Annotated in this window: 15 protein-coding genes; 8 read left to right on the top strand and 7 right to left on the bottom strand. The window is 42.0% G+C overall.

All coding sequences use genetic code 11. The features are described from left to right. Positions 1 to 409: 409 nt before the first annotated feature. Positions 410 to 649: a DUF4327 family protein gene (locus tag IM450_RS03960; protein ID WP_002738935.1), complete on the top strand. Its 240-nt coding sequence runs from the start codon at positions 410 to 412 to the stop codon at positions 647 to 649. Positions 650 to 877: 228 nt separating this feature from the next. Here the strand turns inward: IM450_RS03960 and IM450_RS03955 are convergent, their stop codons facing one another. Continuing rightward, positions 878 to 2,068, bottom strand: a complete 1,191-nt coding sequence (locus IM450_RS03955; RefSeq protein WP_287668797.1) for a class I SAM-dependent methyltransferase — start codon at positions 2,066 to 2,068, stop codon at positions 878 to 880. 286 nt (positions 2,069 to 2,354) lie between these two features. Here IM450_RS03955 and IM450_RS03950 point away from each other — a divergent pair, with 286 nt between their 5' ends. Continuing rightward, the gene (locus IM450_RS03950) at positions 2,355 to 3,635 is read left to right on the top strand and encodes an AAA family ATPase (RefSeq protein WP_287668795.1); all 1,281 of its coding nucleotides are present in this window, start codon (positions 2,355 to 2,357) and stop codon (positions 3,633 to 3,635) included. Beyond that, a complete protein-coding gene (locus tag IM450_RS03945) occupies positions 3,632 to 4,264 on the top strand; it encodes a retron system putative HNH endonuclease (protein WP_287668792.1) in 633 nt (210 codons plus the stop codon). Before IM450_RS03950 ends, IM450_RS03945 begins: the two co-directional genes overlap by 4 nt. Positions 4,265 to 4,868: 604 nt before the next feature. Here IM450_RS03945 and IM450_RS03935 read toward each other — a convergent pair. Then, a complete protein-coding gene (locus IM450_RS03935; protein WP_287668789.1) occupies positions 4,869 to 6,569 on the bottom strand; it encodes a hypothetical protein in 1,701 nt (566 codons plus the stop codon). Between the two features lie 28 nt (positions 6,570 to 6,597). Here IM450_RS03935 and IM450_RS03930 point away from each other — a divergent pair, with 28 nt between their 5' ends. After that, complete coding sequence (locus tag IM450_RS03930; protein WP_223211070.1) at positions 6,598 to 6,777, top strand: hypothetical protein; 180 nt, start codon at positions 6,598 to 6,600, stop codon at positions 6,775 to 6,777. A 196-nt stretch (positions 6,778 to 6,973) separates the two neighbouring features. Further along, entirely contained in the window at positions 6,974 to 7,123 is a 150-nt protein-coding gene (locus IM450_RS03925) for a hypothetical protein (RefSeq protein ID WP_004163638.1), read from the top strand. A gap of 79 nt (positions 7,124 to 7,202) precedes the next feature. Here IM450_RS03925 and IM450_RS03920 read toward each other — a convergent pair whose 3' ends face one another. Then, complete coding sequence (locus IM450_RS03920; protein WP_004163637.1) at positions 7,203 to 7,583, bottom strand: hypothetical protein; 381 nt, start codon at positions 7,581 to 7,583, stop codon at positions 7,203 to 7,205. A 59-nt stretch (positions 7,584 to 7,642) separates the two neighbouring features. Further along, on the bottom strand, positions 7,643 to 8,008 hold the full coding sequence (locus tag IM450_RS03915) for a phasin family protein (protein WP_104396542.1): 366 nt from the start codon (positions 8,006 to 8,008) through the stop codon (positions 7,643 to 7,645). Between the two features lie 575 nt (positions 8,009 to 8,583). Between IM450_RS03915 and hemB the strand changes: the two genes are divergently transcribed. Continuing rightward, positions 8,584 to 9,570: a porphobilinogen synthase gene (hemB, locus tag IM450_RS03910; RefSeq protein WP_108935343.1), complete on the top strand. Its 987-nt coding sequence runs from the start codon at positions 8,584 to 8,586 to the stop codon at positions 9,568 to 9,570. A gap of 379 nt (positions 9,571 to 9,949) precedes the next feature. On the opposite strand, the gene IM450_RS03905 is transcribed toward hemB, so the two are convergent. Further along, entirely contained in the window at positions 9,950 to 12,067 is a 2,118-nt protein-coding gene (locus tag IM450_RS03905) for a recombinase family protein (protein ID WP_287668783.1), read from the bottom strand. Between the two features lie 77 nt (positions 12,068 to 12,144). Between IM450_RS03905 and IM450_RS03900 the strand changes: the two genes are divergently transcribed. Beyond that, positions 12,145 to 13,482 (top strand): proton extrusion protein PcxA, encoded by a 1,338-nt coding sequence (locus IM450_RS03900; protein ID WP_004163632.1) that lies wholly within the window; start codon positions 12,145 to 12,147, stop codon positions 13,480 to 13,482. Positions 13,483 to 13,517: 35 nt separating this feature from the next. On the opposite strand, the gene IM450_RS03895 is transcribed toward IM450_RS03900, so the two are convergent. Together IM450_RS03895 and IM450_RS03890 are read right to left on the bottom strand one after the other, a co-directional pair. Beyond that, on the bottom strand, positions 13,518 to 14,312 hold the full coding sequence (locus tag IM450_RS03895; RefSeq protein ID WP_004163631.1) for an Rpn family recombination-promoting nuclease/putative transposase: 795 nt from the start codon (positions 14,310 to 14,312) through the stop codon (positions 13,518 to 13,520). 36 nt (positions 14,313 to 14,348) lie between these two features. After that, positions 14,349 to 15,656: a hemolysin family protein gene (locus tag IM450_RS03890; protein ID WP_004163630.1), complete on the bottom strand. Its 1,308-nt coding sequence runs from the start codon at positions 15,654 to 15,656 to the stop codon at positions 14,349 to 14,351. Between the two features lie 267 nt (positions 15,657 to 15,923). Here IM450_RS03890 and IM450_RS03885 point away from each other — a divergent pair, with 267 nt between their 5' ends. Next, a complete protein-coding gene (locus tag IM450_RS03885) occupies positions 15,924 to 17,408 on the top strand; it encodes a glycosyl hydrolase family 57 (protein WP_287668778.1) in 1,485 nt (494 codons plus the stop codon). Positions 17,409 to 17,799 lie beyond the last annotated feature (391 nt).

Raw genomic sequence — 17,799 nt, 5'->3', positions numbered from 1 at the left:
CACGACCCCGGCGACTGTTCGAGTTTTGTCAGGGAGATTATGGTGGTGACCCTTGCTACGAAGCGGTCTTTTCTGACCAAGGTTGGGACGGTCTACCACCTCTCTCAATATACAAGGTTGGGTTGAAGCATGAAACCCAACGCCCGCATGGGTTACGCTACCGCTAACCCATCCTACAAATAATTGTGCCTACCTACTTAACTGATTTGGTATAAGGGGACTCGACAGCTTTTAGCCGATAAATTTAACTTTTCTTAACCTAAGCCTAAACTGGCGAGGGGAGAGGGTTCCGCTATATATTATAAAAAATTGTCATCGTCGATACAGCAAAAAATCTCTTTTGTCCCTCTATAGGTTAGACTATAGTTAGTGATAAGACTTCTTTTGTAGATCTTGCAGGAAATCTCCCATGAGTGCCATAACTTTCTCCACCGCTCCCACCGCTTACTCTATCAGGATGATTAAGGACGAAGTCCGTCAGATGGTAGAACAGGGGGTAGTGAGCAGACACCAACCGATCTACACTCTCTGTCAGTTCATTCCCCCCCGGGAGTGGGTTTGTGTTGAATGTGAACTAGAACGGTGTGACTACCTTCTCAGGGATCAAATTGGTGACTTAATCGCCTCGGAATCTTGGGATAATGATTAAAATCTCCCGTTTGCCGATGGGCAAAAATCGGACTGATCAGAAATTTAGCAGCCTTGTCCACTTTCTTAAACTATTATAATTCAGCCCCGGTTAATTCTGGGGCTGAAACTATGGGGATAGGAAGGGTGTAATTGTTAAGAAAAAAGAAGTTTTGGCAAAATTTTGCCAAGTTAGTTTAAAAGTTGCCCATTGCCAAGGGACGCTATCTCTAACATCCCAGAATTTTCTCTAACTTAAAATCAGTAGTTGGCGCTGTTGTAAAGAACGCACACCAGTTAATCCTAAAGCAACTTGAGCGTCGATTTCTCCCACGGTTAAACGACCATCACAAGCTTGTAGAAAAGCAAATTCTCTCTCCGAGAGATTAACCGGCCGATAATCGTAGTCTAGAACACTTGCACTAGGCCAACCGTAAAGACAGGGATGAACTTCGGCCACTGCATTCTCTAGGACTTGATCCCCGGACCAATCGGCAGTCAGAATCGGTGGTTTAGCGAGGAAAAATTCATAGTGGGTGATTTCCGGGTCTAATAATTCCGTCAAGCGATAACGTTCCCTTTCCCCTAAATTTTGCGCTCTAGCCATCAATTCGGGGGATTTACCCAATAAACGGTCTAATTGCCAGTAGGAAGGGTTAGAAAAGCCAATAAAGGCTAATCCTGACGCATCAATCAGTTGAAAGAGGGTATCGATATTGTAGTCCACTTCCCGGGGGTGAACGTACATATCAGCGAAGGATTCATCGCGATGATTTTCCATTGACCAACGCTCTTTTTCCCGTTTCAAAATGCGATTATTTTCCGGTAGGGAGGCAAAAATCTCTCGGCCGACAGCGACCCCATCTTTATAATCCCCGCGTCGGTCTCCCTGCAAAAGTGCGATCGCAGATTGCATTAACTGGATTTCCCAGCGTCCCAATTGTGCATAGACGAAAATGTGCAGCAGACCACCGGGGGCCAGCTTTTGCGCGAGGGATTGAATACCTTTAATCGGGTCCGGGAGATGGTGCAGCACCCCGACGCAGTTAATTAAATCAAATTCTCCGGGGAGATTAGTGGCCGATTCAAGGGGTAAATGGTGAAAATCCAGAGAACCTCGGTGCTTTGTCGCAACTCCCGAACGATTACAGCGTTCTTTGGCAATTTCTAGAGCTTTTTCGCTGATATCTATAGCGACTACATGAGCGAAAGGGTTGAGAGCGAGCAGATATTCAGTTCCCGCACCAGTACCACAACCTGCATCGAGAATGCGGATATCCTCTCGTTCAGGTTTACGATGACAACAAAAGTTATAGGCAGCAATCCAATTCCAGCGCCAATTGTAACCTGGAGGAGGTTCGTCTAGGAGCGGTTCGGGGGGGAAAGGATAGGTATTGTAGAGACGTTGTACAGCAGTGCGAATAGTAGCGTCGTCGGACATGAAAATTGGCGGAGTTTAGGATAACACTCGATCGATTGTCTCACAGAGGGCAGCGATCGGGAAAGTCAGCCGGGGTTTTTTTGAGTTGGTCGAGGGTAAATGATAAATAATCATTATGACTATCCGGTTCTGTGCCAAAATTAGTTATTATTTCTTTGGTCGATATTTTTTTCTATTCCTTGTCCTACTGTCTCTTAACCCTATCTAAGTTTTACTGGCAATTATTCGAGAGTCATTCTCTAACAATTATCTCAAATATAAGCAAATCTTGCCGATACAAAAAACCATGAGGATTAAGTCTATAAAGCTTATTAATTATCGAGGTGTAGTCAGTTTAAACATCGACTTTCATCGGCAATTAAATGTATTTATAGGAGTTAATGGTGCGGGAAAATCTACCATTTTAGATAGTTTGGCGATTATGCTTTCATGGTTAGTTAAGCGCCTAAAAAATACTAATGCCAGTGGACAACAGATTAGCGAAACCGAGATTAATAATGGTCAGGGGACGGCTATAATTGAAATCACTGGGGTGACGGAAGATAGTCAAGAGATTACTTGGAAAATAGTAAAAACTAGGACTGGATATATCCACGCTGGAGAACGGAGTAATTTTAGCCAATTAAATGAATACACTCAACAAATACAACGACAAATTACTGAACATCAAGGAGAAATTAACTTACCTTTATTTGTTTATTATTCTGTTAATCGAGCAGTGCTGGATATACCATTAAAAATTAAAACAAAACATCAATTTGATTCTCTAAGTGCCTACGAAAATGCTTTAACCAGTGGATCAGATTTTCGCACTTTTTTTGAATGGTTTCGCGAACGTGAAGATTTAGAAAATGAAAATAGAAAATATCAGTATGATCGAATTAAACCGGAAGGTTTTTGTTTTCCCGATCCCCAATTGGAAGCGGTTCGGGAAACGATCGAACGTTTTCTACCCGATTTTACTAATCTTAGCGTCCGTCGTAATCCTTTGAGAATGGAAGTAACAAAAAAGAATAAAATAGTTACTGTTAATCAACTTTCTGATGGAGAAAAATGTCTGATTGCTATGCTGGGAGATTTAGCTCGAAGAATGGCGATTGCTAATCCTCAAAATCCTTATCCCTTAACGGGTACTGGCGTTATTATCATTGACGAAATTGATTTACATTTACATCCTCAATGGCAAAGATTTGTAGTACCTAAATTACTAGAAGTTTTTCCTAACTGTCAATTTTTTATTTCCACCCATTCTCCTAATATTATCACTCATGTTCAACCAGAAAGTTTACACTTCATGGAACAAACAGAAATGGGAATAAAATTTCATCCCGTGCAAGAGTCCTACGGCAAAAATGTTGATCGAATTTTAGAAGATTTGATGGGATTAGAGACAACTCGTCCCAAGGAAATCGCTGAAGCTTTGAAAGATATCTATGAACAAATTTCTCAAAATCAATTAGAGGCAGCTAAAAAGAAAATCAATGATCTCAGAGCTAAAATTCAAGATGATCCAGAATTAATTAAAGCTGAAGTTATTATTCGACGCAAGGAAATTATCGGAAAATGAAGTATATTAGAAAAAGACAAGAACCACCAGAGTTTAAGAATTGGAAAGAGCAAGCTAACTCAGATTGGCAGCCCGACTTTAGAAATTTAGCGGGAAAACCAAAAGAAATACTAATTAAAGCGTTGATGACAGAACAGGGGGAAATATGTTGTTATTGTGAAAATCGATTGATTGATGGTAAATGGCATATAGAACATTTTAAACCTCAGAGTGATCCCAGTGTTGATCCCCTAGATTATGCCAATTTGCTATGTTCCTGTCAGGCAAATCTTACGCCTGGTGAACCTCGGCACTGTGGTAATCTAAAAGATAACTGGTTTGATGAAAATCTCTTAATCTCTCCACTTAATCCCGATTGTGAGTCTCACTTTGCCTTTAACTATGATGGTACAATTAAACCTGCACAAGAAGATGATCAAAAAGCAATTAATACTATCGAAAAGTTGGGATTAAACCTCAATAAAATCAACGACTTTCGTCAGAAAGCCATCGAACCTTTTTTGGATGAGGAGATAGATAATGCTCAATTAAAAGTTTTTGTCAATGGATATTTATGCTTAGATGATCAACAAAGATACAATCCTTTCTGGACAACAATCAAATATTTGTTCAGTGATTTAATTGAATAATCTTTCCTTGACAAAAATACAAGAATTATTATAAAAGTTTAGATAAACCAGAAAAAATATAAAGTCTTATGAAGATTATTCAAGAATTATCTCAAAAGTCAACAATTGATGAGATTCTGGTCAGATAATTGGGATGGAGGGGTGAATCAACCTGATCCGAAAAAGAGATTGTTGTCGAGAGTCGGAGAGAAAAGCAATGAATATCAAGGATACGTTACAGAATGTTGTCCAGTACCTAACAGACAGGGTAAGGGTATCTTAAAAATCCTTGACAAAATGAACTTTATGTGAGTTGCTTACCCAGATGACGATTCAGGCATATTTGAGGAGAATTTGCCATCTCAATTGTTAAACAAAAATCGACCAAATGGGTCTAGTTCGTAACTATTCTGATTGACTGGTATCACTTGAAATGCCCACACAATTTGCCAATTGTCAATAGGGTATGATACTAAATCCGTTTTTAATAGTACGATTAACTCCCAAGAATGATAAGGAGTAGCAAAATAAAAATGGTTTTTCGGTCACTCGATTGATTTCACTTGCAGTTCTATTGATTGCTAATCCTGCTACCAAAAAATTGATCGCCCGCAAAGGGAAATCGTTATTCCAGGGATTCTCGAAGATCACCGCCTCCCGATACGGTTTTCCAACCGATCACCAGAAAAATGATTAAAGCAACTATCGCCATAAATAAGCCGATCGGAGTACCGATCAGATCCCGGGCGAATTGTAAACTATAGTTAGTTTTTAGATCGGCATTTCCATCCCAAACTACCGTTTTTTCCGCACCGAGAAATAACAAGTGAATCCCCCGAGAAAGAACGAACTCTCCCACGATAGTGAAGAGAATTAACTGTTTCAGTCTCACGGGTAACATGGCCAGATATTCGGTAACGATCAAGAGCAACAGAACCACGATAGGAGTCATACTCTCGCCGATAATTCCCCCTCGATGAAATCCGGGTTGCAGGAAACAACCTCCCAAAAAACCGCTCGCGAGTACCGATACTAAAAATGATCTGGGAAACAAAGGTTTACCCTTAACTTTTCCGAAAACTCGTTTCCCGAAAACCGTCAGAAGGACGGCGCTCAGGGTTATCGTTATAGAGCCGGCTAAAACACTAAAATACAAGCGAAACCATGAATTCCACAGCCGATAGCGTAAGATGTAAAACTCGCCCCCCTCTCCGGGGCCTTTCTGGATTCGATCTTGAACCGCGTCGGAAAGTTCTAGGGGATAAACGGTAGACCACGCATTGTTGAAAGCATCGGAAATTCTAACGCTCGCGGTCGCCCCCCCCGTCGTTCCCATTGCCGTCTGGAAGATAGAAGCGAGACCGAAGTGAGAGATTCCCCATAAATACCAGGGAAGACACACGGCGATCATGAGGATTAATGGAAAAAATAACTGACGGACTACAAGAGCTAAATTTTTACGATTTACCCAGAGATTATCGACGATCGGGGCGATAACATAGAGTATAGCGGAAGGATGACTGAGAAAAGCTAATCCCCAACTAACTCCACAACCAATCCCGGAAGGCGAATAGACTCTTGTGCGGGGATTGTTTCTCAAGTCGAGATAGAAATAGATGCCGGTTAAGATATAGACCGTGGCCAATACCTTCGGCCAAGGGTAGGTGATTATATTACTCAAATAGGGACTGAAAGCCACGAGGAAAAAGGCTAACGGAATTAACGACGGACGCAGAAAGAGAGGGATTAGGAGGGTCAGGAATACTCCTGGTAAAATCGCAGTAATTTGATAAACCGCAAATGAATTTTCTAAAAGTGCCAGATAATAACTAGAAAATAGATTAAATAAAGGAGTTCTAGAAGTAACATTATAAGTTCCAAAGTAAACCGTATCGGTTTTCTGAAGTCCCAAAAAAATTTGAGCGATATCGAAGTGCATCCACCAATCCCCGTAGTAAAATCCCCCACTGTAAAGCACGACGAAGAATTGCATCCCTAGCAGGACGAGCCAGAACAAGATCGCTAGGTATAGCCATCTATAGTTTTCTCTTTCTTCCGCTTGCCACAATTGTCGCGTCAGTAACCATAGAGAGATAATAAATAAACCAGCCGTCGCTAACAGAAAAAAAGTTCTTCCAGAAAAGCCACAAAGAAAATTAACGAAAGCGATCGCCGATTGTAAAGCCATTCCCCAAGCACCAGCAAGGGCCATACATTCCTTGACGGTAAAGCGCGAGATCGCTCTCAGGCTAACATAGCCGAGGGTGAAAGTTAGGGTTAGCGAGATCGCCCCGAAAAAAAACAACTGTAAAAAGCTTATATTCACGATTAACTATTTACCTGAATCTATTTTAGTGACCCCATCTTTTAATACTATCGAAAAGTTGGGATTAAACCTCAACAAAATTAAAGAACTTCGTCACAAAGCCATCGAGCTTTTTTTGGATGAGGAGATAGATAATGCTCAATTAAAAGTTTTTGTCAATGGATATTTATGCTTAGATGATCAACAAATCAGCGATTTAATTGAATAACCTTTCCTTTACAAAAATACAAGAATTTTTATAAAAGTTTAAATAAACCAGAAAAAATATAAAGTCTTATGAAGATTATTCAAGAATTGTCTCAAAAGTCAACAATTGATGAGATTCTGGTCAGATAATTGGGATGGAGGGGTGAATCAACCTGATCCGAAAAAGAGATTGTTGTCGAGAGTCGGAGAGAAAAGCAATGAATATCAAGGATACATTACACAATTTTGTCCAGTACCTAACAGAGGCTTTCGCTCGCATTTTTAGTCCCAGCAATGATGAATATCCCGATGTGGGGATGCAGCCTTTTGATTCTGAACCTTACCATGCTCCCAAGGGTAATTCTTAACTAAAAATGACGGATAATTGCTTTGAGATAAAAGCTATGGGTAGGGATAATAACCCTACCTGATTTTATAGAAAAATAATTAATTCTCTGCTTGCCAATCAGGACAACTATCACTATCCCAACCGTAGGGATGGAAACCGCAGACGAGAAGATTACCCCCGTAGATATAACCGTGATAATTACGGCAACCGATACAAGCAGGATGGGTGTTAGGATCGGGGTTAACCTTAGGAGTGAGGGTAAAATCCGAGGGTTCATCTAATTCCGAAAATAAGGACTCATCGAGGTTAAAAAATTCTTCTAATTCCTGGGGTAAAACCTCTTGAATAAACTGTTCCAGATCGATGATAATCTCCTCATTAATTTCTTCGATAGTTTGGGCTACTTCTTGGAAAAAAGTTTCAATTCCCAGGGCGACAGTTTCGATAACTTCCCAAAAATCTTTCTGCCAATCGTCCATGTTTATACTTGCATCCCTTGTCTGGTAATAATTAATTATTTGTCCCTAAAATCTAGGTTTTAATCCTGTTGCAGTTTCCGTAATTCCTCCTGAAGACGTTCCACCTGTTGCCGCAATTCATCTACTTTGGGATCGGCTGCTTTGGTGTCTTCCTCGTCTTCAATAATTTCTATCCGTCGGGGTTCATGGGGAATATTAGATTCGTTACCTTCTACTGTTTGCTGTTGTGCCTGTTTCACCAACTCATCGACGTATTTCCGCGCTTCTTCTGCGTTTATTTCGCCGCGAGAAATCATCTCATCGGCTAATTTTTGGGCTTGATTTCTTAATTCTTGTAAATTTACTTCAGCTTTTTCGGCGGCATAAGTAGCAATGCCTACACCCAAATAAACTGCTTTTTTGACTAAATCACCTAAGTTGGCCATAGCAAAAATCCTGAATCGATCGCTCTTACCTACTAGAATAAACGATCCTTCTCCCAAATGGAGATGGGTTTTGGGAGTCAGTGAACAGTGAACAGTAATCGGTGAACGCTTGCGCCTCTATCCAAGAGAGCCATCAGTGAACTGAAAACTCATACTAAATCCGTTGAGTATAAGCTAGTTATGAGGAGAGGCACTCATGCAAAAGGCAAGAGGCAAAAGCGAGAATAAATAATCAGTTTTTAATAAACGGATTTAGTATCATATCTGATAACTGATAACTGGTAACTGGTAACTGATGAGGTAAAGTTTTGTAAATAGATGCGGTGGTGGCGACAGCAAAATTGATCGCTATAAAGATGAAATTTTAGTCAAATTGCTGGTTTTTTGCCCTCAAAACGACGATAGAGATTTATTAGGTCATTTTTGACCTAAATAGTGTAATTAAGCTCAAAATAACTAAATATTGCCCATAGCTGCCGGCTGCGGGCTGCCGGCGGAATCGATTTGTGTTCATCCTCAGCAAAGATTTAAACTAAACAATCGAGACCAGATTCCCGATTTAATCACAAAAAACTATGTTTCCTATTCATCGCCCCCGTCGTCTGCGTCAAACCCCTCAAATGCGCCGTCTGGTGAGTGAAACCGTCTTGACAGCCAATGACTTTATCTATCCCCTTTTCGCCACAACGGGGGAAGGTATCGCCCAGGAAGTCAAATCGATGCCGGGGGTGTACCAATTATCAATCGATAAAATTGTTGACGAAGCCAAGGAAGTGCGGGATTTAGGAATCCCAGCGATTATTTTATTCGGGCTGCCGGAAAGCAAAGACACAGAGGCGACGGGAGCATGGCACAATCATGGTATTGTGCAAAAAGCGGCCACAGCAATTAAAGAGGCAGTTCCCGATCTACTCATTGTCGCCGATACTTGTTTGTGTGAATATACCAACCACGGTCATTGTGGTTATCTGCAAACGGGAGATTTAACCGGCAGGGTGTTAAACGATCCCACTCTGGAATTATTGCAAAAAACCGCCGTTTCTCAGGTAAAAGCGGGAGTGGATATCATTGCACCTTCGGGAATGATGGATGGTTTTGTCCAGGCAATTCGTCAAGGATTGGATGAGGCGGGTTATAGTGATACACCGATTCTTTCCTATACGGCTAAATATGCCTCTGCCTATTATGGTCCGTTTCGGGATGCGGCGGATTCTACCCCCCAATTCGGCGATCGCAGAACCTACCAAATGGATCCGGGTAATGCCAGAGAAGCCTTAAAAGAGGTGGAATTAGACGTATTAGAGGGAGCAGATATGTTAATGGTAAAACCTGCCCTGTCTTACATGGATATTATCTGGAGAATCAAGGAAATGACTAATTTACCCGTGGCTGCCTACAATGTATCGGGGGAATATTCAATGATTAAAGCGGCGGCGTTAAATGGCTGGATTGACGAAAAACGGGTGACTTTAGAGACTTTAACCAGCTTTAAACGGGCGGGGGCCGATATTATCTTAACCTACCATGCTAAGGATGCCGTGCGCTGGTTAGCAGAGGGTTAAACTTGTTGATTGAACCCCCTATGCTGATTATCGGTTAAACGGCGAAGCATCGGACCTACCATGACAATATAAACGACTCTCTCATGATTCCCTGGCAATTCCTCATAAGTAGGTAGGTATTAAAAGTTGTCAGATCCCCCCCTTATCAAGGGGGGATTAAGGGGGGATCGGCACCCCCCTTATCAAGGGGGGATTAAGGGGGGATCAAAGACAAAATCTATCTTCAATTTAATTATAACTACTTACTTAATTCCCACATAATCGTCTGGATTTATCAACCCAGACCAAGTTCTCTCTATTATCCATCGCCGGGCTGCATTGGTGATGGTGAGATAGGAAGTTTTCCTTTTGGTTGGACGGTCCTCAATAGCAACTTAGGTTATACTTCATCTTGAGGAGAAACGCTGTAATTATATTCTTTTGCCGCTTGTACTAAGGATAAAAGTTGTCCGGTTTGCTCGGTTCCCGATACTCCTAAATCACTGTGACAGAGGATAACTTTTTCGCTTACCCTTGCTAACAAATCCCTTAAAACTCTCTGTAAACGGTCCTGATTTTCCTCTAATTCTGCTTCTGTTGTCCAGGGTTGATAGGGACTTTCTCGCCAAAAAATTGGCGCAGCAAAAAGAGTAGCAGCACCTCCTTGTTCCCAGAGTGGAGAAGAACAATCTAGCCAAAAATGCCAACGATGACTAGAACGAAAAGAACGATATTGAAAGATATTGCCTAGGGTGACTGCTGAGGAAGATTTAATAAATTGTCGCACAGGATAGGGATTAGCGGTAATTGTACCACGGCGCAAAAGTTGGATAAACTGACTAATAGTTTCGCTGGGACTTTGAAAAGAGGGTTCACTCTCACGCAAACGGCGATCGATCTCCCAAAAATGTTGGGCAGTTTCCATTAATTCTCGCAAAGCTGCCAAGTGATCGAAGGGCAAATTTTCCCCATCGTTTAATAATTGTTCGATCGCTTGATTTAAGACAAAAATCGGTAAAAGTTTGGCTTCTTGCTGCCGTTTTTTCATCCCTTCGATCCAGTGACAAATTCTTTCGTAGGCAGTACAAGCTTTTTGTCCTAAGCGATCCCAACGGGGAAAAGTTTCGATCGCTAATAAACGAGGATTTTCTGGATGCACTTGATAACAATGATCGGCAATTAATCCGGCGCGAACTGGATCGATATCGGGAATTAAATTTCGTTCTTCATCCCAGCGATAACGGCTAAAAATCACCAGCATTTCCGCTATGGCCTCTTGGGGGGCTAAACGCCCCAAATTTGGGTAAACAAGGGCGAGAAGGGTCAATAATGCCCGAATCAGAGGACAACTGATCAGGGGTCGTTGTTCGTTGAGGGGTTGAACGGCTATCCCGGCACCGGTTAAAATTTCCATCAGGCTATAACGGGCGATTTCGTCTAAACCGGGGGCAATAACGGCGATTTCTTCGGGTTTTACTGCTCCTTGATTGACTGCTTGAATAATAGCTGTGGCTGTCTTCCGTAACAATTCAGCGCGAGAGGTGGTTTGCACGGAGATGAATTGATCGGGAAGATTGCCAAGATAGTTACCATCGCTGATTAAGGAGAGAATCGTCTCGCTAAACTGAGCGGCTAACCCGTTAGTGGTAGATAATGGCATAATTTGACAGCGTGCCGCTAATTTTTGTAGATAATCGGGATCGGCAGTTAATCCTAAGCGGATTTTTCCCTGGGGATTGTAGGTAAAAACGCTAAAACAGTCATGATCGAGGAAAAAACTGAGTAAATCCTTGGCAATAGCCGGATAATCGTCCACATCGTCCGCAAAAACTGCCCGGAAGCGTTTTAATAGTTGCTGTTGATAACGACTATCAGGGAATAAATAGCGCCAATAGAGTTCGTAGATGATACCATAACTTAATAAACCACGTTCTAGAGACCAATCACGCCATTGAATGATTAATTCTCCCACTTTTTCTGGTGTTTCCTGCTCATTAATCGCTAAAACTCGTTTTAAATCTGTTTCTGATAATCCGTCGGCTAATCTTTCGGGTATCTTTTCTGCGGGAACACCACTAGCGCCGGCTAATTGTAACAAATCGAGAACTTGACGGACGAAACGATATTCATTTATGCTGGTAAGCTGGAAGAATTCAGCGATCGCTGGTTGCCAGAGACGGGTGGCGAGTTCCTGCTCCGTTTCTGGGCGTAATCGGCGGGGAAATTGCGCTTTTAGCCCCAAAAACTCGAAAATTAACGGCCAAAACAGGATGACTTCATCGGTGAGAAAACCTAAAGGGGTTTTGCAGAGAATCGGATAGCTACCCTTAACAGCAAGGGCGAATCGATCGGCTAATTCCCTTTTGTTATCATCGTTGGCAGCGAAAACTAAGATCGATCGAGGAAGGGGCGATGATTTCAGTTGATCGCGAGACACCCAGCGCTGAAATTCCCCGACTAAAGCGGTGGTTTTTCCCGATCGCGTGCCACCTTCGATCCAAATTGGTATGATTGACATCGTTTTTTCTGGATTGTATTTGTTAAGATGACTGATCGGTACTCTAGCTTTTTTCCTTGTGGAAGTAATTGTTTCCTATGAATCTTAATCGGATTTTGCAAGGTGTTAATCAATGGTTATTACAAACTCCTGAACGTTCTTTAGATGAGGCTTATCATGCAGCTTTGAAGATTAAGGAGATAGAAGACAAGCATTTTCAAGGGCGAAAAGTGGCGAATGAATTCTCGAATTATGGCAGCAGCACTAATTCCTATTTTATCGCAGAAGTTAAAGGTTATCTGCAAAAAATTAAAGTCAGATTGACGGAGTTTAAAGCTAGTCGCTCGATCGTGAATACCTTCGGACCAAATCAACCGACAATTAATAATGGGGTGATTACTGTCACCACAGATGTTTGTCTGAAAAAACTTCAGTTTATCGATAGTGTTATCGGAAAATATCAAGATAATTATTGGCAAGAAGATATTCAAGATGTCCCCAAAAGTCTCCAGAACCGAAATTTTGAGCGGGAAACAGACAAAAATAAGACTTCCAGAAATCGCTCTTTTTTAGCGGCTGGTAGTCCTGAAGAGGAGGAAATAATCAAAAGTAATAAATCCCAAAAAGCTACGGAAAAACCGGGGGTTTTACCCCGTTCTTTTGTCAATACTTTTAATCGCATTAAACAGGAAATCGATCCGCAAGCGGAGGAATCGGAGGAGGCAGTTTTAAAGAAATTTCGCAATTCTCGTTATAAAACAGCCATTTCTCTCAAGTTTATTTTACTGTTAATTATTGTTCCTTTATTGACCCAACAATTAACCAAAACTTTCCTGATCACCCCCTTGGTTAATAAATATTTCCAACAACAGGAACAGTTTATTTTTATCAATCAGGATTTAGAAGAAGAAGCTTTTTCGGAATTGAGAAGATTTGAGGAAGCTTTACATTTTCGAGGTATGATTGGTTTAGCACCCAAATTATCTAACGAAGAAATCGAGGGAGAAATTACTAAAAAAGCGGCGGTACTAAGTGAAGAATTTCGCCAACGAGGTTTAAATGCGATTGCTAATATTTTCGCCGATATTTGTTCCCTGATTGCCTTTGGTTTTGTTGTTGCTTTTAGTCGTAGAGAAATCGAGATTGTCAAGTCTTTTCTTGATGGCATTCTCTATAATCTTAGCGATTCAGCTAAAGCTTTTTTAATTATTCTCTTTACCGATATATTTGTCGGTTTCCACTCTCCCCACGGTTGGGAAGTGATCCTAGAAGGTTTAAGTCGTCATTTCGGTTTGCCGGAAAATCGCCAGTTTAATTTTCTCTTTATCGCCACTTTTCCTGTTATCTTGGATACAGTCTTAAAATATTGGATTTTCCGTTATCTCAATCGCATTTCTCCCTCGGCAGTGGCCACCTATCGTAATATGAATGAATAGGGTAAAATCGGGGAGAAACTTGATAATTTACCCCTCTAATTTGGGGGGGATAATCTTGCTGCCGTCTCTTGTACTTTGGTAAGTTCTAATTGCAAAGCAGTGGCAATCTGTTCTATACTTAAACCTAAAGCTAGTAAACCAGCGATCGCTTCAGTTTTAGCTTCTTCACGACCTTCTTCTTTAGCTTCTTGATAAAGTCGAGTCTGTCTGAGATCATCTAATCCGAACATAGCTTCTAACTCCGCGCGACTAAGATTAGTAAATTTATAGGCTAAGGTTCTTTCAATTAATTCTATAACTTTTTGCTGGAAAACTAGATCATCAATTTCAGCGATCGCTTTTTCTAAAAGTGGTTTCCCTCGTTGCTGTGCTAATTGGGGTGTAGCGACAATTAACTGAATAATTCCTAAACCCAGAGACGGATCCAGATTATCGATTAATTCATCTAAATAAATACGTCTGATCTGTCCGGTTATCTCAAATCCCCGCAGTTGATAGGGAAAGTTATTATCCAGATCCCTGGAGGCAAATAAAGCGACAGCCATCCAATCCTGAACGGGTTTATACTGATTGAGATAGATGACAATTTCTGTTAAAAATCGCCAATAAAAATCACTTTTATCCTGAAATTGCACTTCAACAAAGTAAATAATTAGTTCCGGTGCTGCTGTGGTCGGTAAAAAAATACCGTCAAAACGACGCGCTAATTCTTTGATTTCTCGGGAGGAGAATTGATAATTTTCAGCTTTCTGGGTTGATTCTCCCAGTAATTCAAAAATTAACCCCGGAAAGGTTTGCAAGAGTTGATAAAAAATTGTATCGGTCTTCACAAGCTTAAAACAATCTAGATATTTACTAACAATTACTTACAAATCATCCAACAATAGCGTTACTAACACCTTATCGACGCGATTACCGTCCATATCCACCACTTCCAAACGCAACCTTTGCCATTCAAAATGATCGGCAGCCCCCGGAATCCTGCCAAGATGGGTAATAATAAAACCCCCTAAAGTGTGATAATTGCCCTGTTTTTCCCCGGGTAATTCACTGATTTCAAATAATTCTTTAAAATCTTCGATCGCCACTGTACCATCGATCAACCAAGAACCATCTTCCCGCTGCACGATCTGAGCATCTTCAATATTATCTAATTGGGGTAAATCGCCGACAATTGCCTCTAAAATATCCTTGCGCGTCACCAATCCTTGAATCACCCCGTACTCATCCACTACCAAGGCAATATGATGACCACTTTGCTGCACCAATTCTAAAACCTTTAAACCCCTAGTGCTTTCCGGCACAAAAAGCGGCTGTTGTAAATCCTTCGTTAGGTCGAAACTTTCACCGTTTAAACAATCCGCTAATAAGTCTGTGACTTCGATTACCCCCAAAACCTCATCTAAACTGCCCTGACACACAGGAAAACGGTTATGATTGCTCTCAATTAGCTTCTGGCGGTTAATTTCGGCACTATCTTCCAAATCTAGCCAAATAATATCTGGGCGCGTGGTCATAATCTGGCTTACTCTGCGATCGCCCAATCCTAACACCCTTTCCACCATATCCTGTTCTGCTTCCTCAAAGGTTCCCGCTTCGGTTCCCTGTTTAAGCATAATTTTCAATTCTTCTTCCGTAATTGGGGAATCATTGTTATTAGTATTAATCCCCAACAAACCGAGAATCAGATTAGTCGATTGACTCAAAAGATGGACAACAGGCGAAACAATTTTCGATAGCTTATCGAGAGGATCAGCAACGAGGATAGCGATTTTTTCAGGATTACTTAAACCTAACCGTTTCGGCACTAATTCCCCCACCACCAGGGATAGATAGGTAATAATTAACACCACTAATCCTAGTCCCAAAGCTTGACTGTAGGGGGCTAAAACGGGAACTTGCGCCAATAATTGCGCCACACTGACCGATAAATTCGCTCCTCCGTAGGCCCCGGCAAAGATTCCCACTAGGGTAATGCCAATCTGCACCGTAGATAAAATTTGATTGGGATCATTGGCCAATTTTAAGGCCACCGCCGCCCGTCGATCATCTCTGGCTAATTGTTCTAAACGGACTTTGCGGGCCGAGACAATGGCAATTTCCGAGAGGGCAAAGACTCCATTGAGGAGGATCAGGAAGAAGATAACAAGAATTTCGGTAGTCGCCGAGAACATGGTTAAAAGTTACAGGTAAAAGGGCGGATAGTTGTTTGGATCATAGTGCGAGGATCGGTTAAGTTCAGTAAAGAATCATCTTGATTTTTAACGAGTTACGAAGGCTTGTGTCTGGAGGGAGGTACTCCCAGTATAAATGGGATAGGATCAAGTCCGCACTCTTAGCTCAGTTAGCAGTGAACAGTCAAGAGTGACCTGTTGCCAGTCAAAAAAGTTGTCCCTGGGAGAGTGGGGACAAACCATCTCAATCTATTCGCCTGAAAAATTATGATCGCTACACCCGTATCATCGAAATCGAACCCTATCACGGAAATACGCCCCGGACTACCAACTATTTGCGGTTGGGAACAGGAAATCGCAGCGATTGTTAATCACGATGATCCGATCTTTTTACCGACAACAAATCTCCAATTAGACAATATCAAGGCTGGTTTTGCCTGTGCCTTGCATATGCACCAACCCACCATCCCGGCGGGTGTTAACGGTGAATTAATCTGCAATCTCCAGCATATGTTCGAGAATCAGGGGGATGGTGATAACCATAATGCCAGCGTTTTTGCCTGGTGTTACAGTCGCATGGGCGATTTTATCCCGGAATTGGTGGCGGAAGGCTGTAATCCCCGGATTATGCTCGATTATTCCGGCAATCTCCTCTGGGGTTTGGTACAGATGGGACGGCAGGATATCCTCGATAAACTCAAATTAATCACCTGTAACAGTCAATATCAACCATTTGTGGAATGGTTGGGGACGATGTGGAGTCATGCGGTGGCCCCTTCCACACCGATTCCCGATCTAAAATTACAGATGCAAGCGTGGCAAACCTATTTTGCCTCGATTTTTGGCCCGGATGCCCTGAAACGAGTCAAAGGGTTCTCTCCCCCAGAAATGCACCTTCCTAACCATCCCGATACCCTCTACGAGTATATTAAAGCTCTGAAAGAATGCGGCTATCGTTGGTTATTGGTACAGGAACACTCGGTGGAAAATCTCGACGGTTCGGGATTGAGTCAGGAACAAAAATATATTCCTAATCGCTTGGTGGCCCGCAATTCTCGCGGTGAAGTGATTGCCATTACTGCTTTGATTAAAACCCAGGGTTCCGACACCAAATTAGTCGCCCAAATGCAACCCTACCACGAGGCTAAATGCCGGGGTAAACAGCAAATCGGTGGCGTTTGGGTTCCTTCCCTAGGTTCCCAGATTGCCGACGGTGAAAATGGTGGCGTGATGATGAATGAATTTCCTCGCGATTTTCCCAATCCTTGGCGGGAAATGCAGGGGGGTTCCAGTGTGGCAGGATTTAACGGCACGGAATATCTGGAGTTAATCGAGGCTGCTGGCGTTAATCCCCAAGATTATCCCCCAATTCAAGCCGTACACCAGCATAAAATCTGGCAGCGAGTTAATCCGGATGCCGCTACCCCAGAAGCGGTAGAACAGGCGATCGCTGAGTTAAAACAGTCCGACCACCGTTTTAGCATGGATGGGGCATCTTGGACAAATGATCTCAGTTGGGTGCGCGGTTACGAAAATGTCCTCGAACCGATGAACCAATTAAGCGCTCAATTCCACGAGAAATATGATCCTTTAGTACAGGCGGATCCTAGTTTTACCCGACGACCGGATTATCTGGAGGCACTGCTTTATAATTTGCTCGTGCAAACCAGTTGTTTCCGTTATTGGGGCCAGGGTACTTGGACCGATTATGCCCGCACTTTATACGCAAGAGGCGCGGCCTTAACCCGCTAGGATAGTAAGGTATCTAGGGCGCAGATTCTGCGCTCTAGTAGCACAGATGTATTAAACTAAATCCTGTTTAAAAGGTATCGGGGAGCGGGGAGAAACAATCCATCTTCTTTACATTAATTTACGAACGTTCTCTTATAGCGTTTCCTAAGCTAGTGAGGTACACATATTTTTCTTCCCTTTTGCCTAAAACCCATAACTTTTGTACCTCAGCAGACTGAAAAACGCTATAAATGTTTTTTAGCTAACTAGGGCTTGCTGAATAAATCTAAAAACCTTTTTGGGTAAGACTTTTAGACCTTTTGTCAATCAAAAAGTACTGGATATGGGAGTGATCGGGGGGAAATTTAGGCACTTTTTCCCTGAAAATTAGGTAATTGGCCACCTCAAAACT

This window comes from Microcystis sp. M083S1 (assembly GCF_020246405.1).
GTDB lineage: Bacteria > Cyanobacteriota > Cyanobacteriia > Cyanobacteriales > Microcystaceae > Microcystis > Microcystis aeruginosa_C.
The sequence above is the reverse complement of the archived record's forward strand: the minus strand, read 5'-3'. Positions and strand labels throughout refer to the sequence as shown.